The sequence below is a fragment of the Actinophytocola sp. genome (genome assembly GCF_009379765.1).
Lineage (GTDB): Bacteria > Actinomycetota > Actinomycetes > Mycobacteriales > Pseudonocardiaceae > Actinophytocola.
In genome coordinates this window covers 1-22003 of the sequence record NZ_WHTD01000138.1, presented here as the reverse complement: position 1 = coordinate 22003, position 22003 = coordinate 1, and the positions used below count along the sequence as shown (strand labels likewise).

The window sequence follows — 22003 nt, the reverse complement described above, 5'->3', positions numbered from 1 at the left end:
TGGCTTTCAAACCCCCGGAGCCTATTCAGCCCATCCTCACCCTGACGCGACCAGCCACCCCAACCCCACGCGCCACCAACGCCCTCACCGCGAATGACGCACAAGACCCTTGCCAAGCTCAACCGGAGAGACGCTCAACACTGGTCCCGCGGCAGCAGATTCCAGTGCGACTGCGTGGGATGGGACTGGCGCACCAACGTCCACGAACCACCCGCGGACGGCGTGTGGTAGCTGAACTGGGGATCGATCACAACCGGGAACCGCGCGGCTGGATCCCGCAACAGTGTCATGTCCGGCAACAGCGACACCGAGTCCGCACCGACCTCGACACCAACCGGGCGCTCGACCCGCGACACCCCATCCACCTCTGGGCTGTCCCACATCATCGGCGCGGGCGACTCAAAAACCACCGCACCAGCATCGCCGGTCGCCGACAAGTTGCCCGCCGTCCCGACCGTCAGCGCACGCCCGCCGTCTCCAGACCCAGCGTGATCCGCGCCAGCGCCGGGCTCGCCGCCGCCTCACGGCTCTTCACTACGATGTCGTGCCCGAACCCCCGGTCCGTCGCCCGCAACCGCAGGTCCACACCCGGCAACACCTCCGAGTACGTCGCCGTATCGCCCTCCACCCGCGGATCCGGCAACGGACCCGGCCAGAACAACGTCAACTCCTTGCCCTGGGCGGCCATCCGCACGAGCGGCGTTCGACCACCACCCGAGAACACCACCTCAGCGGTCGCGGCCTTCACGGCGAACGAGCCGTCCGACACCGGCACCAACGTCGTGTCAACCGGCACCCATCCGTCACCACGCCGCACCCGCACCGGACCAGCCGACCGCTCCAACGTCCACGTACCATTCGGGTTCGCGAACGTGCTCGACGACTCCGAACGCAGCCCCATGACCTCAACCCTCGAGCCCTGAAGCCGAGCCGCGATCATCGCCGACGCCTCGTCCGGCGCCTCCACCACAGGGTTCGCCGATACCGCCGGCTGAGACCACGGCGCCGCGGCAACCACCAACGTGGCAAACAGCAACAACACCGCGACGAACGCAACCACGCGACGAACTACTGGACGCAGAGGAACCACAACACGCAGGCGCAGCCCACGCACCAGCCAGCGGTGCATCGTTAACTAACTCCCAGGAAGGTCAGCGCATGTCCCCGACATCACACGACCCGAAAGAAACCACCCAACTCTGACGCAGCGCAACGACCCCAACAAGCCGCCGAACGGGCGATCCCGCCTAGAACGGCACGTTGACAGCCGGTGTCCAGTCCGAGGCACCCAGCCAACCCGCGCTGCACGAGGCCACGGCTACAACGCGTGGCAACAGTCCCCCTGAGGTTCCCCCTCCGGCTTCCTTCTGAGCTTGGCCAGGGGTCGTGCATCACGCCCACGCTTGTGACCAGCGGTCTCACCTGAGCTGCCAGCAGCGCCACCACACAGAACGCAGTCAACGGCCAGCGGCGGCACCTGATCCGTCGCCACCGCTCCGCACCGCGTCGACACAACAATGGACCGACCGCGACGTCCGTGACCGAGACCGCAGTTGTCGTAGCGCCTGCCAGGGAGATCACTCCTCAGCCACCTGACTTGTTTCGGCAGTACATCGTGGCGTAGACCGCGCCACGATGTGTGGCGTAGGCGGTGATCGGTAGTGAATTGGCGGTACACGACCTGTCCGACCAGTCGCGGCTGCACCCACCGGGCGTTGCGGCGGCGGTCGGGTGGGACCTCGTCGTGGAACGGGCTCGTCGGGCGAGACAGTGGCGGCCGAGGGCGACGAGCCGTCACCCGATGAAGGTCGGGGCATGTTTTGACCAAGCACCTGCCGTGTTCCGCCTCGCCGCGCACACGAACGACGTCACCCCGTCCGCCACCTGCCGAACCAGACGAGCGGCCTCTTGTCCGGCGACGGGCTACGCGGGTTCGGACTTCGACGACAACGCCCCTCGGCGCAATCGGCCGCTGGGCGCAGCCGAACAGGGCTACTGACTGACAGACGGGACAACCCAACCGTCTGGAGACGCGAACCCGTTCTGGGAAAATCCTGGATCGGGCTACTTTGATCTTGCCCGACGACCCCTCCAGAGGGCATGAAAAAAGCCGTCTACCTGCGTAAACGGCTTCCTTCATGGTCGGGCTGACAGGATTCGAACCTGCGACCCCTTGACCCCCAGTCAAGTGCGCTACCAAACTGCGCCACAGCCCGGCCACACTCCTACCTGCTGAGTGCTGGCACAGCTTAGCGCAACCGTTCGGTCAGCTCTTGCGGGGGCGCTTCTCCCTCACCCGGACCGAGATGCGGACCGGGGTGCCCACGAAGCCGAACTGTTCGCGGAATCGGCGTTCGATGAAGCGGCGGTAGCCGGCCTCCAGGAAGCCGCTCGTGAACAGCACCAACGTCGGCGGGCGGGTCTGGGCCTGGGTCGCGAACAGGACCTTTGGCTGCTTGCCGCTGCGGACCGGGGGTGGGGTGGCCGCGATCAAGTCGGCCAGCCAGGAGTTCAGTTGGCCCGTCGATACGCGCTGGTCCCAGGACGTCAGCGCGGTGCGCAGGGCCGGGGCAAGCTTGCGGACCGAGCGGCCGGTCAGGGCCGACACGTTGATGCGTTCTGCCCACGGCAGCCTGACCAGGCCCCGGTCCAGCTCCCGGGTCAGCTGGTGGCGGCGGTCCTCGTCCACGAGGTCCCACTTGTTGAAGGCCAGGACGCACGCGCGGCCGGCATCGACCACCATCGTCAGGACTCGGAGGTCCTGTTCGCTGATCGGCTCCGACGCGTCCAGCAGGACGATCGCGACCTCGGCGGACTCGATGGCTGCCCGGGTGCGCAGGGATGCGTAGTACTCCATCCCGGACGCCGTCTTCACGCGCTTGCGCAGGCCCGCCGTGTCCACGAAGCGCCAGGCCTCGCCGTCGAGCTCCACCAGGGAGTCGACCGGGTCGATCGTGGTGCCGGCCACGGCGTCCACGACCGCCCTGTTTTCGCCGGTCAGGCGGTTCAGGAGCGACGACTTGCCCACGTTCGGCTTGCCCACCAGGGCCACCCGGCGGGGACCTCGGGCCTCGCCGAAGGTCTCTCGGGGGGTCTCGGGCAGGGCGTGCAGGACCGCGTCCAGCAGGTCGCCCGAGTTGCGGCCGTGGAGGGCGCTCACCGGATGTGGCTCGCCCAAGCCCAAGGACCACAGGGACGCCGTGTCGGCGAGAAGCCGGTCGTCATCGACCTTGTTGGCGGCCAGGAGCACGGGCTTCTTCGAGCGACGGAGGACGCGGGCGGCCGCCTCGTCGGTGGTCGTGGCGCCCACCGTCGCGTCGACCACCAGCAGGACCGCGTCGGCGGTCATCATGGCCAGCTCGGCCTGCTCGGTCACCGACGCCTGGAGGCCCTCGGCTTTCGGGTCCCAACCGCCCGTGTCGACGACGGTGAACCTGCGGCCGCTCCACAGGGCGTCGTAGGCGACCCGGTCGCGGGTGACGCCGGGCTTGTCCTGGACCACCGCCTCGCGCCGGCCGATGATGCGGTTCACCAGCGTCGACTTGCCGACGTTCGGGCGGCCGACCACGGCGAGTACAGGCTGCGGCGGCGGGCCCCCGTCCTCATCGGGGTGGCCGAACTCCTCGTCGATCGCAGTCCAGTCGGACTCCTCGGCCCAGGTGCCATCCAGCTCAGTCATGTCCGTCATTTCTCATCGCACAGCGGCAGAGCGCTGCTCATCCAACTCACGCACCAGGTCGGCCAAGTGCCGCCGGATCTCCTCGGTGGCCTCGACCAGGCCTGACCGTCCGCGTTGGACGGTCAGGGCGAACGGCTCGCCGACCAAGACGTTCAGCTTAGGCCGGAACCGCCGCCCACTCCCGGGAGGCCGCAGCGTGCCGCGCGTCGCCACCGGCAGCACGACCGCGTCCGTCGCCCGGACGAGCCATGCCGCGCCCTGCTCGGCCCGCGCCACGTTGCCGGAACCCCTTGTGCCCTCGGGGAAGACGCCCAGCACACCGCCGCCTTTCAGGATGTGCACGGCCTCCGTCAGCGCGGCCCGGTCGGCCTCGCCGCGGCGCACCATCACCTGGCCGATGCGCGTGAGACCCCAGCCGAGCACGCCACGGCCGAGCTCGCTCTTCACCAGGAACACCGACCGGCGCGGCAGCATTCCGAAGATCACCGACGGCTCGATGAGCGTGCTGTGGTTCGCGACCAGCACCACAGGCCCGCACATCGGCACGTTCGAGACACCCAGCACCCGGATCCGATACGCCGGCCGGTAGAGCCACCGCGCGATCCACCGGGCGAGGTCGTGCAAGCCCGGCCGGGCACCGTCGGGCAACACCGGACCTCACCACCTACCAGGGCCGGTAACCACTCCGCGCAGGTCCCGCTCGTCCACGATGGCCAGGATTCGGTCGATCACACCGGCCACGTCCAGGTGCGTGGTGTCCAGCCACACGGCGTCGTCCGCGGGCTGCAGCGGCGATGCCGCGCGTCCGGAGTCCAACTTGTCCCGCCGCTCCACGTCCTGCTTCGTGGCGTCCAATGTGGACTCCCGGCCTTCGGCCGCGTCCTGGCGCGTCCGCCGCGCCGCGCGGGCGTCCGACGACGCGGTGAGGAAGACCTTCAGCGGCGCGTCCGGCGCGATCGCCGTGCCGATGTCGCGTCCCTCGACGACGATCCCGCCGCAGGACGCGCACACCTCGTCGACGAGCCGCCACTGGTGCTGCTTGAGCAGCTCACGCACCCGCGGCACCGCGGACACCGCCGACACGGCGAGCGTGACCGCCTGGCCGCGGATCTCCGCGCCCACGTTCTCGTCGCCGAGCAGGATCTCCTGGTGCACCGGGTCGGTGCTGATCCGCAGGTCGACGCCCTCCGCGACGCGCGCCACCGCGGCCTCGTCGGACGGGTCGACGCCGGCCCGCAGCACGGCCAGCGTCACCGAGCGGAACATCGCGCCGGTGTCCAGGTAGCCGGTGCCGAGCATCGTGGCCAGCCGGCGCGCCACCGTGGACTTGCCGGTTCCCGACGGGCCGTCCAGCGCGATCACGCCACGCAGCTCGCCCTCAACCACCGCGGTTGCCTCCTCCGGTCCGACCTGCCCTTCTCCATTGTGCCTGGTGCCCCGCCAAGCCGAGCGATCAGCCCGTAGCTGGCAACCGGGGACAGCGCAGGTCCCGACCATCAGCGGGTCCGCGAACAGGGCCGACGCACTTAGCATCCGACACGTCAATGACAGGAGGTAACGATGCTCAAACGCACAGTCATCGGCCTGTTCGCGACGGCGCTGGCCCTGGTCGGCGGCGTCGTGGCGCCCAGCGCGTCGGCGGACGTCCATGCGGCTGCCGTCACCATCACCTACGACGACAGCCAGGCCGCGGAGTTCGTCGACGTGGTCGCGCAAGGCGTCGCGATCTGGAACGGCGCGGTCGAGAACGTCCAGATCGAGAAAGCGTCGCCCGGCACGGACGCAGACATCACGATCATCGCCAACGACGGCTGGCCGCAGGCCACCCTCGGCCCGGTGTTTCCCGGCGGGAGCGGCACCGTCTGGTACGGCCGGCAGGCGGTCGACGAGGGCTACGACGTGGTCCGCATCGCCGCGCACGAGCTCGGCCACAACCTGGGGCTGCCCGACATGAAGCCCGGCCCGTGCTCCAGCCTGATGTCCGGCAGCTCGGCGGGTGTGGCGTGCACGAACCCCAACCCGGATGCGCAGGAGATCGCCTGGGTCGAGGAGAACTACGCCGACGCCGAGAAGCCGATCGAGCGGCAGACCGTCGTCATCGGCTGGCTCGACTGACAACTATGTCGACCGGTCCAGTCATTGCCCATGGCGAACGACTGGACCGGTCGACATAGTTCTTGGTGTGGGGTGGACCGGTCAGACGAGCTCGCCGAGGGTGGTGATCGCCTTCTCGAGCTGGTCGTCGGACAGGTACGGGGCGGGACCGAACCGCAGATGGTCGCCCCGGCTGTCGGTGAGCACGCCTCGCTCGGCGAGCTCGCGCCGCAGCTCCCCCGCCCGCGGCGAGGTGAACGCGACGAACCCGCCGTACGCCGACCGCGGCGCGGACCGGTCGAGGGAGATGACCGAAGGCGGCGCGTCGAGCGCGTCGAAGAGCGAGCCGAGCAGCCCGGTCTGGTGCTGGGACACCTCCCGCAGGAACTCGGGCGTCAACCCCTGAGCCGCGAAGAACTCGAGCACCCGCACGGCCCGGTAGTTGCTCGTCGGGTCGTAGGTGGAGCCGGCGAACCGCGCACCACCGGGGGCATAGCCGACCAGACCGGACGCCGTGGCGGCCAGCTCGTCGAACTCGGCGAACCAGCCGGTGACGACCGGCCGCAGCGAGGTGGCGTGCGGTGGCAGCCGCAGGAAGCAGTTGCCCTCGCCGAGCTGGAGGTACTTGTAACCGCCGCCGGTGACCCAGGCCGACCCGAGGCCCTGCGACCGCACGGAGAACGGCACCACGCCCAGCGCGTGGTAGGCGTCGACCAGCAGCTCCACTCCCCCGTTCTCGCACGCGGCGGCCAGCGCGCCCAGGTCCGGCACGATCCGCGACGTCTCGAACAGCACGGACGACACCAGCACCGCGGCGGTCCGGTCGTCGATCGCGGCGGCCATGCGCTCGGCCAGCGAGGAGACCGGCGCCGCGGCCACCCGGACGACCTCGACGCCCTCCTCGGCGAGCCGGGCGAGCTGGCGGCGCAGCGTGTGGAACTCGCCGTCCGACGTGACGAGCCGGGGCCGGCCCGGAAGGTCCACAGTGGACAAGAAGCGGATCACGAGGTCGTGGGTGGACGCGCCGAGCGCGATGTCGCCACCGGGATCGTCAAGCAGCGCGCGGAACCCGGCACGCAAGGACTCGGCCTTCGCGAACGCCAGGTCCCATTTCCCGTCGACGGCCGTCGACGCGTCGGTGAACGCCTCGATCTGGCCGTGCAGCGCGACATCCGGCCACGCCTGGTGCGAGTGCCCGGTGAGCAGCAGCCGGTTGGCCACGTCGAAGCGCCCGTAGTGGCTCGCCAGCGCGTTCGGCGACCGGCGCACCGAGTCCAGTGTGGTCACAGGTCGCTCCGCACCGCCCACAGATCGGGGAACATCGAGTGGAACAGCGTGGAGCGCAGGTACGCCGCGCCCGCCGAGCCGCCGGTGCCGGCCTTCCCGCCGATGGTCCGCTCCACCATCTTCACGTGCCGGTACCGCCACTCCTGCATGCCCTCGTCCAGGTCGACGAGCAGATCGGCCACAGTGGACGGTCCGGCGTCGTCGCGGTATACCTGCACCAGCACCCGCTGGACGTCCTCGGCGCCCTCCCACTGCTCGCGCACGTCCCGGTTCAGTTGGGTGGCGGGGACGTCGTAGCCGCTGCCGGCCAGGTAGGCCAGGAACGAGTCGAACACCGACGGCCGCGACATCGCCGCGGTGATCCGCTCGTGCGCGGTGCTGCCACCGGCGTAGGGCTTGAGCATCCGCGCGTCGCGCCGGCCGAGCACCGCCTCGAGCTCGCGGAACTGTCCGGACTGGAACCCGCTCGCCGCGTCCAGCCGCTCGCGGAAGCTCGTGAACTGGCGCGGGGTCATGGTCTCCAGCACGTCGATCTGCGCGACGACGACCTTGAGGATGGTCAGCGCCCGGCGCAGCGTCCGCACGCAATGCGCGGTGTCCACCTTCTCGAGCTTGCGCTGCAAGTGGTCGAGCTCGTGCAGGAGCTGTTTGAACCACAGCTCGTAGACCTGGTGGATGACGATGAACAGCATCTCGTCGTGCTCGTCGGAACGAGGGCGCTGCGCGGCGAGGACCTCGTCCAGTGCGAGATAGGACGTGTAGGTCAGCGCCGGGGACGGCTTGTCGGTCATGGCATGGTCACCTCGTCGAAGTAGCGCTGGGCCGCCGGGGCCAGGGTCGGGTACATGTCGTGGAACAGCCGCAGGGCCTCGGCCCTGTGCTTCGGTGCGGGCACCAGGTCCTCGGGTAGCTCGGGGTCCAGGAACGGGAACTCCCGGAAGGTGTGGACGAGGCGGGTGCGCAGCAGCAGCGCCTGCCGGTCGTCGGCCGCCTCGTGGCCGCGGAAGTGCTCGACGAACGCGCGGTACCGCGCGGCGAGGTCGTCCAGGTCCCACACGCGGGCGACGAACGTGGCGAAGTCGATCGCCGGCGCGGGCCGGCCGAGCAGTACGCCCGCGTGGGCCGTGACGTCGAGCTCGGCGAGCAGCGCCGCGACGTCGGCCTCGCGGTCGTGCGGTGCGAGCCAGGTCCCGTCCTGCACGGAACCGAAGCCGAGGAAGCGCAGCCTGCGCACCAGCCGGGTGCGGGCGAGCCTGCGGTCCTCCGGGATCGAGTGCCACAGCACCGTCCAGGTGGTCTCGGTGCGTGGCGACCCGCCGAGCGTGAAGATCCGGCGGTCGCCCTCGGCGAGCACCGCGACCGTGCGCGGCGTGAGTGCGTAGTGCACGTGCCGCCCGTCCTTGCTCCGATCCAGGAGCCCGCGGCCGACCAGGCGGTTCAGCGCCACCCTGGCGGCGCCGGCGGAGAAGCCGAACTCCTCGAGCAGCCGCACGAGCCCGCCCGACCACACCTCGCCGCGCTCACGCGGGACGTGGTGGGCGCCGAGCAGGCTCAGCACCAGGTCCTGCGGGGCCGGCTCGAAGCCGCGCAGCAGGTCGGACATGCGGCGTAGCATAGTTGACGCCTCAGCGGGGTCAACCGTAATGTGTCGCACGTCCGGCAGTGGACAGTGGAGGTGCGGGTGAAGATCGGCATCGGGCTCCCCAACACGATTCCGGGCACCTCAGGGGCCTTGCTCGTGGAATGGGCGCGCCGGGCCGACGCGGGTCCGTTCGCGTCCGTCGCGGTGCTCGACCGACTGGTCTACGACAGCATCGAACCCTTCGCCGCGCTGTCCGCCGCGGCCGCGGTCACCACCCGCGTCCGGCTGGCGACCAACATCGCGATCGGACCGCTGCGCGGCCCGGCGATGCTCGCCAAGCAGGCGGTGTCCGTCGACGCGATCTCGAATGGACGGTTCACCCTCGGGCTGGGCGTCGGCGCCCGGCGCGACGACTACGAGGCGGCGGGCGTCGACCGGCGCACCCGAGGCGCGGCGCTGTCCGAGCAGCTCGCCTACCTGCGCGGCCAGCTCGACGGCTCCGGGATCGGGCCGCCCCGCCCCGCGATCGAGCTGCTGGTCGGCGGGTCGAGCGGAGCGGCGTTCGCCCGGATGGCCCGCTACGCCGACGGCTACGCGCACGGCGGTGGCCCGCCGCGCGCGTTCGGCTCGGCGGCGACCAGAGCCCGGGCCGCGTGGCGGGACCTGGAGCGGACCGGTGAGCCGAAGCTGTGGGGCCAGGGCTATGTCGCGTTCGGCGACCCCGACCGGGGGTGTGCCTACCTGCGCGACTACTACGCGTTCACCGGGCCGTTCGCGGAGAAGATCGCGGCGGGCAACCTCACCTCGGCGCGCGCGGTGAAGGACTTCGTGCGCGGCTACGAGGCGGAGGGTTGCGACGAGCTGATCCTCTATCCCACGGTCGCCGACCTCGACGACCTGGACCGGCTGGCCGAGGTGCTGTCGTAGTGCGGATCACCGTGGTGGGCGCCGGGCCGTCGGGGTTGTACCTGGCGATCCTGATGAAGAAGGCGGACCCGGCGCACGAGCTCACCGTCCTGGAACGCAACGCGCCGGACGCGACGTTCGGCTGGGGCGTGGTGTTCTCCGAGGAGACGCTGGGGGCGCTGCGGGACGCGGACTACGCCACGTACCTGGAGATCACGGACTCGTTCGCGCGATGGACGTCGATCGACATCCGGTACCGGGGCCAGACGCTGCGCTCGTCGGGCCACACGTTCTCCGCGATCAAGCGGACGCACCTGCTGGACATCCTGCAGCGGCGGGCGCGCTCGCTGGGCGTCGACCTGCGGTTCGGTACCGAGGTGTCCACTGTGGAACCGGCCGACCTGGTCGTCGCGGCGGACGGGGCGAACAGCACGCTGCGGCGGTCCGGGTCGTTCGGGACGACCTCGGAGCCGCAGGGCTGCAAGTACGTGTGGTTCGGCACGGACCTCGTGCTCGACGCGTTCACGTTCATCTTCCGCGGGACCGAGCACGGGCTGTTCCAGGTGCACGCCTACCCGTTCGACGAGCACACCAGCACGTTCATCGTGGAGACCACGGCGCAGACCTGGCGGCGGGCAGGGCTGGACACGATGTCGGAGCAGGAGAGCATCGCGTTCTGCTCCGCGCTGTTCGCCGAGGAGCTGGGTGACCACCGGCTGATGTCGAACCGGTCGCTCTGGCTGGACTTCCCGCTGGTGCGCAACACGCACTGGCACGACAGCAACATCGTCCTGGTCGGCGACGCCGCGCACACCGCGCACTTCTCTATCGGGTCGGGCACCAAGCTCGCGATGGAGGACGCGATCGCGCTGGCCAACAGCTTCGTCCGGCACCCGGCGAGCGTCGAGCAGGCGCTGGTGGACTACGAGCTGGAGCGCCAGCCGGTGGTGGAGCGGTTCCAGCAGGCCGCCGGGGACAGCGCGGCGTACTTCGGCCGGGTCGGGCACTACACCGGGCTCGAGCCGATCCAGTTCGCGTTCAACCTGCTGACCCGCAGCGGGCGGATCAGCCACGCGAACCTGACCCAGCGCGACCCGCAGCTGATCCGGGTGCTGGACGCCTGGTTCGCGGGCGCCGCGTCCGCGCCGGGCGCGGTGGCGCCTCCCCCGATGTTCGCGCCGCTGCGGGTGGGCGGGCTGACCCTGCGGAACCGGGTGGTGCGCTCGGGAAGCGACCTGGCGGACGCGGCGCGGGCGGGCGCAGGGCTCGTGCTGACGGGGTTCGTGGCGGTCGGTCCCGACGGGCGGACCACGCGGTCGTGCCCGGTGCTCGACGAGTCGTGGGCGCCGGTCGTGGACAAGGTGCACGACGCGGGTGCGCTGGTTGGCGTGCGGCTCGGGCACGCCGGGCGGCGCGGGGCGGTCCGGGAGTCCGGTGTGGACGTATCGCTACGGGACGGGTGGCCGCTGCTGTCGGCGTCACCGTTGCGGTACGCGCCGTACGGTCGCGTGCCGCGGGAGATGTCGGCGCAGGACATGGCGCGGGTGCGCGAGGAGTTCGTGGTGGCGGCGCGGCGTGCGGCGGCCGCCGGGTTCGACGCGCTGGAGCTGGACCTCGCCGACGGGTACCTGCTGGCGAGCTTCCTGTCGCCGCTGACGAACCGGCGCCCCGACGAGTGCGGCGTCGACCGGCCGCGGTTCCCTCTGTCCGTTGTGGACGCGGTGCGCGCGGAGTGGCCCGCGTTGTTCGTGGCGCGGCTGACCGTGACCGACTGGGCGCGCGGCGGGCTGAGGATCGAGGACGGCATCGAGCACGCCCGCGCGCTGGCGGCGCACGGGGTGGACATGGTGCACGTGCGCGCAGGGCACACCACGGCGGGCTCGCGGCCGGAGTACCGGCGCGGGTATCTGACGACGCTGTCCGACCGGATCCGCAACGAGGCCGGCGTGCCGACCCTGGTCGGCGGGTACCTGACCACCCCGGACGAGGTGAACACGATCGTCGCGGCGGGCCGGGCGGACCTGTGCCTGTTCGAGCCGCGGCCGACCCCGCTGGAGGCCGCGCTGTGACCGCGCCCGCGACCCCGGTGGCCCCGGCAAAGGTCGCCCGATCCCCGCGCGAGTCCAACGCACAGAACCCGCGAGTCCAACGTTCAGAACCCGCGAGTCCAACGTTCGGGACTGGCGAGTCCAACGTTCGGGACTGGCGAGTCGGTGTCGGTCGGCGTGTGGGCCTCGGCTCGGGGGTCGGGACGGTTGGACTCGCGGGTCGCGAGCGTTGGACTCGCGGGTCGCGAACGTTGGACTCGCGACGTTGGATTCCGGGGGCCGGAGGCACGGGGGCGATCACGTGACCGCCTTCGCCGAGCTGTCCTCGCCGCAGGTCGCGGAGCTCATCGCGGGTCCGCGCACGCCGGTGCTGCTGCTGCCGGTCGGCGCGGTCGAGCCGCACGGGCCGCACGCGCCACTCGCCACCGACCACCTCATCTCCGCCGGCATGTGCTCGCGCGCCGCCGAGCGGCTGGCCGACGATCCCGATGTGCGCGCGCTCGTGCTGCCCGCGTTCGACTACGGCGTCACCAACTTCGGCGCCTCGTTCCCCGGCGCCGTCTCGATCGGCCCGGACACGCTGCGCGCGCTGGTCGTGGAGGTCTGCCGGTCGCTCGCCGCGCAGGGGCTCGGTCGGATCGTCATCGTGAACAACCACTTCGAGCCCGCCCATGTCACGGCCCTGCGCGCCGCGACCGAGGAGGCCGGGGTCGCCTACCTCGACCTCCTGCGGCGGACCAACGTCGCGCGGCTCACCGACGAGTTCCGGTCGGGCTCCTGCCACGCCGGGCAGTACGAGACCTCCCTGGTGCTCGCCGACCGGCCCGACCTCGTGGACACCGCGACGATGCGCGAGCTGCCGCCGGTGCGGGTGGACATGCCGGCCGCGATGTCGGCCGGGCGGCACGACTTCGTCGAGATGGGCATGGACCGCGCCTACTGCGGCACCCCGGCCGGCGCGACGGCCGCCGAGGGAGCGTCCACATTCGACACCCTGACCGACATGCTCGTCGAGCTGATCCGGGAAGTGGGGCGGAGCTGATGCGCTACGAGGACCTGCCCGAGCGGCTCAACGTCGCCGACTACTTCGTCGACCGCAACGTCGCCGACGGCCACGGCGCGCGGACCGCTCTGCTCACCGCGGCCGGGCCCACCACGTACGCGCAGCTCGCCGCGCGGGTGAACCGCATCGGCAACGTGCTGCTCGAGCTGGGCGTCCGGCGCGGCGACCGGGTGCTGCTCGCGCTGTCGGACGGGGTCGAGTTCGTCGCCACCTGGTACGCCGCGCAGAAGATCGGCGCGGTCACCGCCGAGGTGTACACGTTCCTGCCGGCCAAGGACTACCGGTACTTCCTCGACTACACCGGCGCCGAGGTCGTCGTGGTCGACCCGGTGACGCTGGACCGGATGCGCGAGGCCGCGACCGGCCGGCGCCGGCTGCTGGTCGTCGGCGCCGTCGAGCTGCGCGCGAACGAGCACGACCTCGCGACCCTCGCCGCGCAGGCGCCGGACACCCTGGACACCGCACCGACCACAAAGGACGACGTCGCGATCTGGAAGTTCACGACCGGCAGCACCGGCGCGCCCAAGGCCTGTGTGCACACCGCCGCGAGCCCGGTGCTGAGCCACCACTGCTACGCGCGCGGCGTGCTCGACATCGGCGCCGAGGACGTCGTTCTGCCGGTGCCCAAGCTCTTCTTCGGCTACGCCCGCGACCTCGCCGCGCTGTACCCGTTCGGCGCCGGCGGCGCCGGCATCGCGTTCCCGGAACGCACGACCGCCGAACGGATCTTCGAGCTGATCGCCCGGCACCGGCCGACGATCCTGGTCAACGTGCCGACGATGATGAGCGCGATGGTTGCCCATCCGGAAGCGTCCACACAGGACCTGAGCTGCCTGCGGCTCTGCACGTCGGCCGGCGAGGCGCTGCCGGCGGAGCTGCATCGCAAGTGGGACGCGGCGTTCGGCGTCGAGGTCGTGGACGGCATCGGCTCGTCGGAGGCCTACCACATCTACATCTCCAACCGGCCCGGCGCGGCCCGCCAGGGCAGCTGCGGGCAGGCCGTCCCCGGCTACACCGCCCGCGTGGTCGACGGCGACGGCAACGACGTGGCCGACGGCGAGGTCGGCACGCTGGAGGTCACCGGTGGGACCGTCGCCAAGGAGTATTACCAGGACGCGGCGAAGTCGGCGGTCACCTACCGCGGCGACACCGTCCACACGGGTGACTTGTTCAGCCGGGACGCGGACGGGTTCTTCACCTACCACGGGCGCGCCGACGACCTGCTGAAGGTCGGCGGGATCTGGGTGGCGCCCAGCGAGATCGAGCACTGCCTCATCGGCCACCCGGACGTCCTCGAATGCGGCGTGGTCGGCCACGAGTCCGACGGCCTGGTGCGGACCCGCGCGTACGTGGTGCTGCGGGAGGGCGCCGACGGCTCGCCCGAGGCGTTGCGCACCTACGTCGGGGAGCGGCTGTCCGGGCACAAGCGTCCGCACGAGGTCGTGTTCGTCGAGGAGCTGCCGCGGACCAGCAACGGCAAGCTCGACCGGCGCGCGTTGCGAGCCCTGTCATGAGCGGAGCTTGCGGAGCGAATCATCGATATTCAGGACGGCACCTCGGCCGCGGAGGGCGCCGGTGGAGCGGAGCCTGCGGAGCCGTGAGCGGAGCTTGCGGAGCGAACCATCGAGCGCAGCGGCGCCACGTAGCGGCTGAGGGGGCGTCATGAGCGGAGCTTGCGGAGCGAATCATCGATATTCAGGACGGCACCTCGGCCGCGGAGGGCGCCGGTGGAGCGGAGCCTGCGGAGCCGTGAGCGGAGCTTGCGGAGCCGTGAGCGGAGCTTGCGGAGCGAACCATCGAGCGCAGCGGCGCCACGTATCGGCTGAGGTGCCGTCATGAGCCGCCTGGTCGTGATCACGGGCGGCGCCAAGGGGATCGGCGCGGCGATCGCCCGGCGGTTCACCGACGCCGGCGACCAGGTGGTGGCGCTCAACCACGTGGACCTGGACGTCACCCGGGAGGACGCGGTGGCCGACGTGCTCGACCCACTCGAGGTGGACGTGCTGGTGAACAACGCCGGCATCGCCGCGAGCGCGCCGGTGCACAAGACCACTGTGGACGACTGGCGGACGCAGCTCGAGGTGAACGCGACCGGCGCGTTCCTGTGCACCCGCGCGGTGCTGCCCGGCATGCGCGCACGGGACCGCGGCCGGATCGTCACCGTCGCCTCCACCGCGGCGCTCGTCGGCCAGCCCTACACCGCCGGCTACACCGCGTCCAAGCACGCGGCGGTCGGGCTGATGCGCACGGTCGCCGCCGAGGTCGCCGGCACCGGCGTCACCGCGAACGCCGTCTGCCCCACGTTCGTGCGTACCGACATGACCGCGCGCACGGTCGTGCGGATCGCCGAGCGGACCGGGCGGTCCGAAGAGGACAGTGAGGCCTCGCTCGCCCGGTTGGCACCGCTGGGCCGGCTGCTCGAGCCCGAGGAGGTCGCGTTCGCGGTGGCGTTCCTGGCCGCGCCGGAGGCCGGCGCGATCAACGGTCAGACGATCGTCCTGGACGGAGGAGGAATACAGGCATGAGCCCCTTCAGGGCATCCCCCGGTTTCACCGACAAGTGGGAGCACTTCGACCTCACGGTCGCCGGCGGGGTCGCCACGGTGACGTTCTCCCGGCCGGACAAGCTGAACGCGCTCACCTTCGACGTCTACGCCGACCTCCGCGACATCCTCGCCGAGCTGCCGCACCGCGGCGACGTGCGGGTTGTCGTGCTGGCCGGTCGGGGGCGCGGGTTCTGCTCGGGCGGCGACGTCGAGGAGATCATCGGCGAGCTGCGGAAGATGGCGCCCGCGCAGCTGCTGGAGTTCACCCGGATGACCGGCGCGGTGGTGAAGGGGCTGCGCGAGTGCCCGCTGCCGGTGATCGCGTCGGTCAACGGGATCGCCGCGGGTGCCGGGTCGGTGATCGCGCTGGCGAGCGACTTCCGGCTGCTGGCCTCGTCCGCGTCGTTCGCCTTCCTCTTCACGAAGGTCGGGCTGGCGGGCGCGGACATGGGCTCGGCGTACCTGCTCCCCCGGCTGGTCGGCTTGGGTCGGGCCACGGAGCTGCTGATCCTGGGCGACAAGATCGACGCCGCACACGCGGACCGGATCGGCCTCGCCACGCGGGTGATGCCCGACGAGGAGCTGGCTGCCGCGACCGGAGAGCTGGCGCGGCGGCTCGCGGACGGGCCCGCTCTCGCCTACTCGACGACGAAGGTGCTGCTCACCCGCGAGCTGGACATGGACCTCGGCAGCGCCATCGAGCTGGAGGCGATGACCCAGGCGCTGCTGATGAAGAGCGACGACCACGCCGAGTTCTACGCCGCCTGGTCCGCCGGGCGCCGTCCACAGTGGAGCGGCCGATGACCTCGCACGAGATCGTCAACACGTCGGGGCTGGCCAAGCCGGTCGGGTTCGCGCACGCCGTGGTGGCCGCGCCGGGCCGCACGGTGTACCTGGGTGGGCAGACCGCGCAAGACCCGGACGGCGCGATCGTGGGCTCGACCTTGCTGGAGCAGTTCGACGTGGCCGCCGGGAACGTCGCGACCGCCCTGGCCGGCGCCGGCTCGGCACCCGACCAGCTGGTTTCGCTGATCATCTACACGACCGACGTGGCCGAGTACCGCGCGTCGCTGCGGGAGCTGGGACCGTTGTGGCGCAAGCACTTCGGCCGGCACTACCCCGCGGTCGCGCTGCTCGGCGTGGCGGCGCTGTTCGACGAAGCGGCGAAGATCGAGCTGGTCGGCACGGCGGTGATCCCGGCATGACCGACCTGATGGCGCGCACCGAGGAGGTCGCCAGGAAGCTGCCGCCGGTCGCCGAGGCGGGCGAACCCGGGCGGGTGAACCTGCCGTTGCTGGGCGCGCTCGCGGCGGAGGGGCTGCTCGGCGAGATCTTCCGCCGGGCGGGCGCGAGGTACGCGCCGACCTCCGCGATGGCGCTGTGCCTGATCCGCGAGGGACTGGCGCGGCACTGCACCGAGGCGGAGACCGCGTTCGCGCTGCAGGGGCTGGGCGCGTACCCGATCCTGCTGGCCGGGCAGCCCGCGGTGGTGCGGGAGTGGATCCCGCGGATCGCGGCCGGCGAGGTGGCGGTCGGCTTCGCGCTCACCGAGCCCGGTGCCGGATCGGACGCCGCGTCGCTCGCCCTGTCGGCGGTTCCTGTCCAGGGTGGGTTCCGGCTGTCCGGCGAGAAGGCGTTCATCTCGAACGCGCCGGACGCCGCGGTGTACTCGGTGTTCGCCCGCACGAGTGACAACGGCTCGCGCGGCATCACCGCGTTCGCGGTGCCCGGCGACGTCGATGGCCTGACCGGCACCCGGCAGACGCTGGTGTCGCCGCACCCGATCGGCAGGCTGCGCTTCGAGGACGTGTTCGTGCCGGCGACGGCGGTGCTCGGCGACGTCGATGCCGGGTGGAAGGTGGCGATGCGGACGCTGGACATGTTCCGGCCGAGCGTCGGCGCGTTCGCGTTGGGGATGGGGCAGGCGGCGCTGGACGCGGCGGTGGCGTACACGGCCGACCGGCAGGCGTTCGGCCGGCCGCTGCGCGAGTTCCAGGCGGTGTCCCACCAGCTCGCCGACGTCGCGACCCGGCTGCACGCCGCCCGCCTGCTGGTCCACGACGCCGCGGCCGCGTACGACGCGGGTACCGGGCGGACCGGCCACCTCTCGGCGATGGCGAAGCTGTTCGCCACCGAGACCGCGCAGGCGGCCGTCGACGTGGCGATCCAGGTGCACGGCGCCCGCGCCCTCGAACAGGGCCACCTCCTGGAGCACCTGTACCGCGAGGTCCGCGCGCCGCGCATCTACGAAGGGGCGAGCGAGATCCAACGCGAGATCATCGCCCGCCACCTCTACCGCTGAACCCGCGAGTCCCCACTCACGCCCGGCGAGTCCCCGGCTCCCAGCGGGGGACACGCGGGTCCTGGGGGTTGGACTCGCGGGTCCTGGGGGTTGGACTCGCGGGGTCGTCAGGGGGTGGGGATGGTGGACATGGCTTCGGTCAGCTCGGCGTCGGTCAGCTCGCGGTCCACCATGTCGCCCGCGAGTAGCTCGCGTACGCGGGCAGGTCCAGGTGAGCGTGCCCGCACAGCGCGGTCAGGATGACCTTCTCCTCGCCGGTCTCCTTGCAGCGCAGCGCCTCCCGCACGCACTCGGCCAGCGCGTGGGTCGGCTCCGGGGCCGGGATGATGCCCTCCGCCCGCGCGAACCGGACACCCGCCGCGAAGCACTCGTTCTGCCCGATCGCCACCGCGTCCACCAGGCCCAGCTCGACGATGTGCGACAGCAGCGGCGACATCCCGTGGTAGCGCAGGCCGCCGGCGTGGATCGGGTCCGGGATGAACTCGTGGCCCAACGTGTGCATCTTCAGCAGCGGCGTCAGCCCGGCCGTGTCGCCGAAGTCGTAGGTGTACTTCCCGCGGGTGAGCGACGGGCACGCGGCCGGCTCGACGGCCCTGATGTGCGGGTCGATGCGGCCGGCCAGCTTCTCGCGCAGGAACGGGAACGCCAGGCCGCCGAAGTTCGACCCGCCACCGGTGCAGCCGACGATGACGTCGGGGGTGTCGCCGGCCAGCTCGAACTGGCGCAGCGCCTCCTCGCCAATGATCGTCTGGTGCAGCAGCACGTGGTTGAGCACGCTGCCCAGCGCGTACCGGGCGTCGGGATCCCCCGCGGCCATCTCGACCGCCTCGCTGATCGCGATGCCGAGCGAACCGGTCGAGTCCGGGTGGGCCGCGAGGATCGCGCGGCCGGAGCTCGTCAGGTCCGACGGGCTCGGGTGCAGCGTCGCGCCGAACGTCTCCATCATGATCTTGCGGTACGGCTTCTGGTCGTAGGAGGCCCGGACCTGCCAGATCTCGCACTCGAGGCCGAACTGCGCGCACGCGAACGCCAGCGCGCTCCCCCACTGGCCCGCGCCGGTCTCGGTGGTGAGCTTGCCGACACCCTCGGCGGCGTTGTAGTACGCCTGCGGCACCGCGGTGTTCGGCTTGTGCGAGCCGACCGGGCTCACGCCCTCGTACTTGTAGTAGATCCGTGCCGGCGTGCCGAGTGCCTTCTCCAGCCGGTGCGCCCGGTACAGCGGCGAGGGCCGCCACAGCCGGTAGACCTCCTGCACCTCGTCCGGGATCGGGATGTACCGCTCGGCGCTGACCTCCTGCGCGATCAACGCCTGCGGGAACAGCGGCGCGAGGTCGTCGGGCCCGACCGGCTCCCCCGTGCCGGGGTGCAGCGGCGGGGGCGGCGGCTCCGGGAGGTCGGCCACCACGTTGTACCACTGGGTGGGCATGTCGGACTCGTCGAGGAGGAACTTGGTGCGACCGGCCATCGGGGCTCCTTGATCGGCGGCTTGATCGGCTGCGAGGGCGACACAACGTTAGGACCGCCCGCCTCGGGAAGAAAGTCTTCGCCCCCGTCGTTATCCTGACGTGGTGAACGTCGAGGTGACCCCGCTTCCGGGGATCGGAACGCGCCAGGATTTTGTAGCCCGCGCGGGCCGCCGTATCGGAGTGATCACGTATCGGGATGGTCACACCGAGCTCATCGTCTCCAGAGTGGACGATCCGGACACCTGTACCGCGTCCATCCCGCTGTCGGTCGAGGAGGCCAGCGCGCTCGCGGGCCTGCTGGGCGCGCCCCAGCTGGTCGCCGATCTCCGCAAGGAGAACGAGGGCCTTTCCGGCGTGCACACCAAGCAGCTACCGCTCGTGCACGGCTCGCCCTTCGACGGCCGCACGCTCGGTGACACCCAGCTGCGCACCCGCACCGCGGTCTCCGTCGTGGCGGTCGTGCGTGTGGGCACCGTGCACCCGTCGCCACGCCCGGACTTCATGCTCGGCGGTGGTGACGCGCTCATCACCGTCGGTACCAGCGAGGGGCTCGCCAAGGCGGCGGACGTCCTCGAGCGCGGGTAGGGGCCGGTGCACAACTCGGCGGTCGCGCTGATCGAGCTCGGCGCGATCTTCTTCGGACTTGGCATTCTCGGGCGAGTGGCATGGAAGATCGGCATCTCGCCGATCCCGTTCTACCTCCTCGGTGGCCTGGCGTTCGGCAGCGGCGGGCTCATCCCACTCGAGGGCATCGGGGAGTTCGCCTCGCTCGCCGGCGAGATCGGCGTCGTCCTGCTGCTCCTGCTGCTCGGCCTGGAGTACTCGGCCGCCGAGCTGGTCACCGGCCTGCGCCGGTCGTGGGTCGGCGGGCTGCTCGACCTGGTGCTCAACGCCACCCCGGGGGCCATCGTGGCGCTGATCCTCGGCTGGGGTCCGGTCGGCGCGCTCGCGATGGCCGGCGTCACCTACATCTCCTCGTCCGGGATCATCGCCAAGGTGCTCGGCGACCTGGGCCGGCTGGGTAACCGGGAGACCCCGGTGGTGCTGTCCATCCTCGTGTTCGAGGACCTCGCGATGGCCCTCTACCTGCCGATCCTCACCGCGGTGCTGGCCGGCGCGACCCTGCTCGGCGGGCTGTCGGCCATCGGCATCTCGCTCGTCGTGGTCACCCTCGTGCTGATCCTGGCGCTCAAGTTCGGCCGCTACGTCTCGGCCATCGTGGACAGCAAGAGCCCCGAGGTGTTCCTGCTGCGGGTGCTCGGCGCGGCGCTGCTGGTCGCGGGGGTCGCGCAGCAGCTGCAGGTCTCGGCCGCGGTCGGCGCGTTCCTGCTTGGCATCGCCATCTCCGGCTCGACCGCGGAGAACGCCACCCGCATGCTCGAACCGCTGCGCGACCTGTTCGCGGCGATGTTCTTCGTGGTGTTCGGGCTCAACACGGTGCCGAGCACGATCCCACCGGTGCTCGTCGCGGCGCTGGTGCTGGCGGTGGTCACCACCGTCACCAAGATCGCCACCGGCTGGTGGGCGGCCAAACGCCAGGGCATCGGGAAGATGGGCCAGGCCCGCGCGGGGGCCGCGCTGGTGGCCAGGGGCGAGTTCTCGATCGTCATCGCCGGCCTCGCGGTGTCCATGAACGCCGTCGACGAGCGGCTCGCCGCGCTCGCGACCGCGTACGTGCTGGTGATGGCGGTCTTCGGGCCGCTGGCGGCCAGGGGTGTCGAACCGCTGATGCGGCTGGCCCAGGCCCGGTTACAAACGCGGGCCGTCCAGCTTCGCGAGCAGTAGCCCGCTGCGGGGCTTCGGTGTGAAGTAGGTGCTCTTGCGGGGCATCCGCTGGCCGGCCGCGTGCACGGCCAGGACGTCCGCCAGCGGGACCGGGGCCAGCTGCAGCACGGCGTCCGCGTCGGCGGGTGCCGGGCGACCGTCGGCGAGCGGGCGGACGTGGGCGCCCTCCGGGTCGATGCCGAGCGCGTCGCGGATCAGCAGCTCCTCCACGACGGCGTGGTCGATGCCGTGGTTCGGCGGAAGCTCGACGACCAAGGTCCCGTTCGGGCAGCGGGCCACGACCGTGCCGGGATGCCGCGGCGGCGCGGCATGGTCCACCGCGTGGACCGTGAGGCCCCTCGCTCGCCACGCGCTCCGCAGGGCGGCCGGATCGAGGCCGGTACCCAGGAGCACCCGGTGGAACGCGCCGATCCGCAGCCGCGGGCCGGACGTGACGAGCGCGAGCAAGCCGCTGAGCCCGGCCGCGGCCGCGGCGGCGACCCGGTGGTTGCCGTCGGCCACCATCAGCGGGTGGGCGGCCGCGTCGGCCAGCAGGCCGGCGCGGTCCGGGCCGGGGCCGAGGAGCCACAGCCGGTGCCTGCGCCCGTTTGAGTCCACAGTGGACACATCAGGACGGGCGCCGTCGATCGTCCGGCGGACCGCCGCGGTGAGCGTGTCCCGCTCCCCCACCGGCACGAGCAGGGCGGCGCTGGTCGCGTAGCCGAGGCCGGCCAGCACCTGCGCCCGCTCGGCGACGACGTCCGGGTAGACCTCCTCGCTGTGCCGGACCTGGCCGATCCCCTCGCCGTCGACGGCGGCCGGGTCGACCATGCACAAAAGCCCGCACGCCGTCCCGTCCGGACCGTCCACCTCGTACGGTGCGACGACATCGGTCACCGCCCGGTAGTCCTTGCGCAGCAACACCGACAGCGTGGTGCGGGCGGCGGGCAGCGCGTCGAGCAGGCCGAGCCCCTCGGCCCGCGCGGCCGGCGTGCGGTGCGGGTGCTGGACGGCGAGCAGCGTGCCGGCGCCGCGCCGGCGCAGCGCGGCGATGATCCGGTCGGGTTCGGCGAACTCGTCCACGTCCGGGCCGGGCACCTCGTGGTGCACGACCCAGCCGTGGTCGATGGGTGTAGTTCGTCTGGAGTGAGGCGTGCTGGTCTGTGACCTGTGAGTTTCCGGCCCTGATCATGAAGGAGGGCTCCTTCTCGCTACGTTCTCAGGTGCTTACGCCAAGGACGTGGTCAAAGAAGGAGCCCGGGTGCCA

21 protein-coding genes, 1 tRNA gene and 1 pseudogene are annotated in these 22003 nt (G+C 71.5%); 11 read left to right on the top strand and 12 right to left on the bottom strand.

The window, feature by feature from the left end; all coding sequences use genetic code 11:
• Positions 1-134: 134 nt before the first annotated feature.
• The 7 genes from GEV28_RS31850 to cmk all read right to left on the bottom strand — a co-directional run bounded on the left by GEV28_RS31850 (position 135) and on the right by cmk (position 5065).
• Positions 135-437, bottom strand: a complete 303-nt coding sequence (locus GEV28_RS31850; protein ID WP_291416244.1) for a hypothetical protein — start codon at positions 435-437, stop codon at positions 135-137.
• 20 nt (positions 438-457) lie between these two features.
• The gene (locus GEV28_RS31845; protein WP_291416241.1) at positions 458-1129 is read right to left on the bottom strand and encodes a hypothetical protein; all 672 of its coding nucleotides are present in this window, start codon (positions 1127-1129) and stop codon (positions 458-460) included.
• 189 nt (positions 1130-1318) lie between these two features.
• Positions 1319-2140, bottom strand: a complete 822-nt coding sequence (locus tag GEV28_RS42675) for a hypothetical protein (RefSeq protein WP_367115236.1) — start codon at positions 2138-2140, stop codon at positions 1319-1321.
• Positions 2140-2216 (bottom strand) — tRNA-Pro (locus tag GEV28_RS31840). Before GEV28_RS31840 ends, GEV28_RS42675 begins: the two co-directional genes overlap by 1 nt.
• A 50-nt stretch (positions 2217-2266) precedes the next feature.
• Entirely contained in the window at positions 2267-3679 is a 1413-nt protein-coding gene (der, locus tag GEV28_RS31835) for a ribosome biogenesis GTPase Der (protein WP_291416239.1), read from the bottom strand.
• A 12-nt stretch (positions 3680-3691) separates the two neighbouring features.
• Complete coding sequence (locus GEV28_RS31830) at positions 3692-4330, bottom strand: 1-acyl-sn-glycerol-3-phosphate acyltransferase (RefSeq protein WP_291416237.1); 639 nt, start codon at positions 4328-4330, stop codon at positions 3692-3694.
• Between the two features lie 6 nt (positions 4331-4336).
• Complete coding sequence (gene cmk / locus GEV28_RS31825; protein WP_291416234.1) at positions 4337-5065, bottom strand: (d)CMP kinase; 729 nt, start codon at positions 5063-5065, stop codon at positions 4337-4339.
• Between the two features lie 174 nt (positions 5066-5239).
• On the opposite strand from cmk, the gene GEV28_RS31820 reads away from it, so the two are divergent.
• Complete coding sequence (locus GEV28_RS31820; protein ID WP_291416232.1) at positions 5240-5794, top strand: snapalysin family zinc-dependent metalloprotease; 555 nt, start codon at positions 5240-5242, stop codon at positions 5792-5794.
• Positions 5795-5875: 81 nt separating this feature from the next.
• Here the strand turns inward: GEV28_RS31820 and GEV28_RS31815 are convergent, their stop codons facing one another.
• From GEV28_RS31815 to GEV28_RS31805, 3 genes are read right to left on the bottom strand one after another with little or no spacing between them, the layout of a single operon-like run.
• Positions 5876-7060 carry a kynureninase gene (locus tag GEV28_RS31815; protein ID WP_291416230.1) on the bottom strand — a complete coding sequence of 395 codons (1185 nt, stop codon included), beginning with the start codon at positions 7058-7060 and terminating at the stop codon, positions 5876-5878.
• Complete coding sequence (locus GEV28_RS31810; RefSeq protein WP_291416228.1) at positions 7057-7851, bottom strand: tryptophan 2,3-dioxygenase family protein; 795 nt, start codon at positions 7849-7851, stop codon at positions 7057-7059. The genes GEV28_RS31815 and GEV28_RS31810 overlap by 4 nt, the downstream gene beginning before the upstream one ends.
• The gene (locus tag GEV28_RS31805; protein WP_291416227.1) at positions 7848-8663 is read right to left on the bottom strand and encodes a PaaX family transcriptional regulator C-terminal domain-containing protein; all 816 of its coding nucleotides are present in this window, start codon (positions 8661-8663) and stop codon (positions 7848-7850) included. The genes GEV28_RS31810 and GEV28_RS31805 overlap by 4 nt, the downstream gene beginning before the upstream one ends.
• A 78-nt stretch (positions 8664-8741) precedes the next feature.
• Between GEV28_RS31805 and GEV28_RS31800 the strand changes: the two genes are divergently transcribed.
• The 8 genes from GEV28_RS31800 to GEV28_RS31765 all read left to right on the top strand — a co-directional run bounded on the left by GEV28_RS31800 (position 8742) and on the right by GEV28_RS31765 (position 17506).
• Positions 8742-9569: an LLM class flavin-dependent oxidoreductase gene (locus GEV28_RS31800; protein WP_291416224.1), complete on the top strand. Its 828-nt coding sequence runs from the start codon at positions 8742-8744 to the stop codon at positions 9567-9569.
• Positions 9569-11617, top strand: a complete 2049-nt coding sequence (locus GEV28_RS31795) for an FAD-dependent monooxygenase (protein ID WP_291416222.1) — start codon at positions 9569-9571, stop codon at positions 11615-11617. Before GEV28_RS31800 ends, GEV28_RS31795 begins: the two co-directional genes overlap by 1 nt.
• Positions 11618-11897: 280 nt before the next feature.
• Positions 11898-12638, top strand: coding sequence for a creatininase family protein (locus tag GEV28_RS31790; RefSeq protein ID WP_291416221.1), 741 nt, complete (start codon positions 11898-11900; stop codon positions 12636-12638).
• Complete coding sequence (locus GEV28_RS31785) at positions 12638-14173, top strand: benzoate-CoA ligase family protein (protein ID WP_291416219.1); 1536 nt, start codon at positions 12638-12640, stop codon at positions 14171-14173. The genes GEV28_RS31790 and GEV28_RS31785 overlap by 1 nt, the downstream gene beginning before the upstream one ends.
• Before the next feature lie 321 nt (positions 14174-14494).
• Entirely contained in the window at positions 14495-15184 is a 690-nt protein-coding gene (locus GEV28_RS31780; protein ID WP_291416217.1) for an SDR family NAD(P)-dependent oxidoreductase, read from the top strand.
• The gene (locus GEV28_RS31775) at positions 15181-16008 is read left to right on the top strand and encodes an enoyl-CoA hydratase family protein (protein WP_291416215.1); all 828 of its coding nucleotides are present in this window, start codon (positions 15181-15183) and stop codon (positions 16006-16008) included. Before GEV28_RS31780 ends, GEV28_RS31775 begins: the two co-directional genes overlap by 4 nt.
• Complete coding sequence (locus tag GEV28_RS31770) at positions 16005-16409, top strand: RidA family protein (protein ID WP_291416213.1); 405 nt, start codon at positions 16005-16007, stop codon at positions 16407-16409. Before GEV28_RS31775 ends, GEV28_RS31770 begins: the two co-directional genes overlap by 4 nt.
• Positions 16406-17506, top strand: a complete 1101-nt coding sequence (locus tag GEV28_RS31765; RefSeq protein ID WP_291416211.1) for an acyl-CoA dehydrogenase family protein — start codon at positions 16406-16408, stop codon at positions 17504-17506. Before GEV28_RS31770 ends, GEV28_RS31765 begins: the two co-directional genes overlap by 4 nt.
• A 107-nt stretch (positions 17507-17613) precedes the next feature.
• Here the strand turns inward: GEV28_RS31765 and GEV28_RS31760 are convergent.
• Positions 17614-18971: pseudogene (locus GEV28_RS31760) on the bottom strand (TrpB-like pyridoxal phosphate-dependent enzyme).
• A gap of 103 nt (positions 18972-19074) precedes the next feature.
• Between GEV28_RS31760 and GEV28_RS31755 the strand changes: the two are divergent.
• Positions 19075-19557, top strand: coding sequence for a cation:proton antiporter regulatory subunit (locus tag GEV28_RS31755; protein WP_291416209.1), 483 nt, complete (start codon positions 19075-19077; stop codon positions 19555-19557).
• Between the two features lie 6 nt (positions 19558-19563).
• Positions 19564-20757 (top strand): cation:proton antiporter, encoded by a 1194-nt coding sequence (locus GEV28_RS31750; protein ID WP_291416207.1) that lies wholly within the window; start codon positions 19564-19566, stop codon positions 20755-20757.
• Here the strand turns inward: GEV28_RS31750 and GEV28_RS31745 are convergent.
• Positions 20722-21846: a DUF1015 family protein gene (locus GEV28_RS31745; RefSeq protein ID WP_291416205.1), complete on the bottom strand. Its 1125-nt coding sequence runs from the start codon at positions 21844-21846 to the stop codon at positions 20722-20724. The genes GEV28_RS31750 and GEV28_RS31745 overlap by 36 nt on opposite strands.
• Positions 21847-22003: the final 157 nt, after the last annotated feature.

Bases quoted from the DNA above. Each gene is read 5' to 3' on its own strand.
- GEV28_RS31845 (WP_291416241.1), bottom strand. From the start codon at position 1,129: ATGCACCGCTGGCTGGTGCGTGGGCTGCGCCTGCGTGTTGTGGTTCCT.
- GEV28_RS42675 (WP_367115236.1), bottom strand. From the start codon at position 2,140: ATGAAGGAAGCCGTTTACGCAGGTAGACGGCTTTTTTCATGCCCTCTG.
- der (WP_291416239.1), bottom strand. From the start codon at position 3,679: ATGACTGAGCTGGATGGCACCTGGGCCGAGGAGTCCGACTGGACTGCG.
- GEV28_RS31820 (WP_291416232.1), top strand. From the start codon at position 5,240: ATGCTCAAACGCACAGTCATCGGCCTGTTCGCGACGGCGCTGGCCCTG.
- GEV28_RS31810 (WP_291416228.1), bottom strand. From the start codon at position 7,851: ATGACCGACAAGCCGTCCCCGGCGCTGACCTACACGTCCTATCTCGCA.
- GEV28_RS31805 (WP_291416227.1), bottom strand. From the start codon at position 8,663: ATGTCCGACCTGCTGCGCGGCTTCGAGCCGGCCCCGCAGGACCTGGTG.
- GEV28_RS31785 (WP_291416219.1), top strand. From the start codon at position 12,638: ATGCGCTACGAGGACCTGCCCGAGCGGCTCAACGTCGCCGACTACTTC.
- GEV28_RS31780 (WP_291416217.1), top strand. From the start codon at position 14,495: ATGAGCCGCCTGGTCGTGATCACGGGCGGCGCCAAGGGGATCGGCGCG.
- GEV28_RS31775 (WP_291416215.1), top strand. From the start codon at position 15,181: ATGAGCCCCTTCAGGGCATCCCCCGGTTTCACCGACAAGTGGGAGCAC.
- GEV28_RS31770 (WP_291416213.1), top strand. From the start codon at position 16,005: ATGACCTCGCACGAGATCGTCAACACGTCGGGGCTGGCCAAGCCGGTC.
- GEV28_RS31765 (WP_291416211.1), top strand. From the start codon at position 16,406: ATGACCGACCTGATGGCGCGCACCGAGGAGGTCGCCAGGAAGCTGCCG.